1 protein-coding gene and 1 pseudogene are annotated in these 780 nt (G+C 46.8%); both read right to left on the bottom strand.

What is annotated here, in order from left to right; all coding sequences use genetic code 11:
• Positions 1-119: 119 nt before the first annotated feature.
• Complete coding sequence (locus KIV40_RS32360; protein WP_309145841.1) at positions 120-533, bottom strand: protein YgfX; 414 nt, start codon at positions 531-533, stop codon at positions 120-122.
• Positions 505-765, bottom strand: a pseudogene (locus tag KIV40_RS32355) (succinate dehydrogenase assembly factor 2). The gene KIV40_RS32360 and the pseudogene KIV40_RS32355 overlap by 29 nt, the downstream one beginning before the upstream one ends.
• Positions 766-780: the final 15 nt, after the last annotated feature.

Genomic DNA, 780 nt, shown 5'->3' with positions numbered 1-780 from the left:
GATGCAGCGTAAAGAGAGCCGCGGCTTGCACTACACTCTTGACTACCCAGAGTTTGCTGAAGACAGCGGCCCGACTATTCTGACGCCAAATAAAAACTAAGGCGCTAAAACATAACGACTTAAAGGGAGCACGGTGCTCCCTTTTTGTTTTTCAGCCACACCAATAACTGGCGATAGTCCTCATCTCGACAGCTGTCACGCCAAATCATTAAAGGCTCTCCCTGCTTAAACTTCAGCACAACAAACAGCGAGTGCCACACCGTATCGCTGGATTGTACTAACCGGCGCTCTCCATTAATCAATAGTTCATGGTTGTCATTGAGCTCTAGAATACCAACAGCCACTGGCCAACCGACATTGTTATCGCGCAGCAACCAAAAGAGCAGAGCAAATATATAAAGGGTTGCGATGCGAGGGATATTTGAGATGGTGACAAAAAACAAAAGGCACCACAGAGTGGCGCCTTTTGCGAATAATGCGTAATACGAAGGGCTAAGCTTGAACTTAACGAACCTTGCTGAGGTTATGTGCAACAATTTTATCGACCATTGATGCGTGACCTAGGTTTTCACTACGACCGTGGCCCATCACCCATGTAAACAAGTCGGGATCGTCACACTCTAGTAGCGATACAAAATCACGTTGCTCCTGCTCTTGCAATGAATCCTAACATTCCTCAAAAAAGGGCATGATGACTACATCAAGCTCTAACATACCGCGGCGGCAGCCCCATTTAATTCGTGCTTTCTGCTCTGCAGTGTACATTGGTTATCCTCACCT

This window comes from Vibrio sp. D173a, from assembly GCF_030248475.1.
This window is presented reverse-complemented; position numbering and strand designations above follow the sequence as displayed.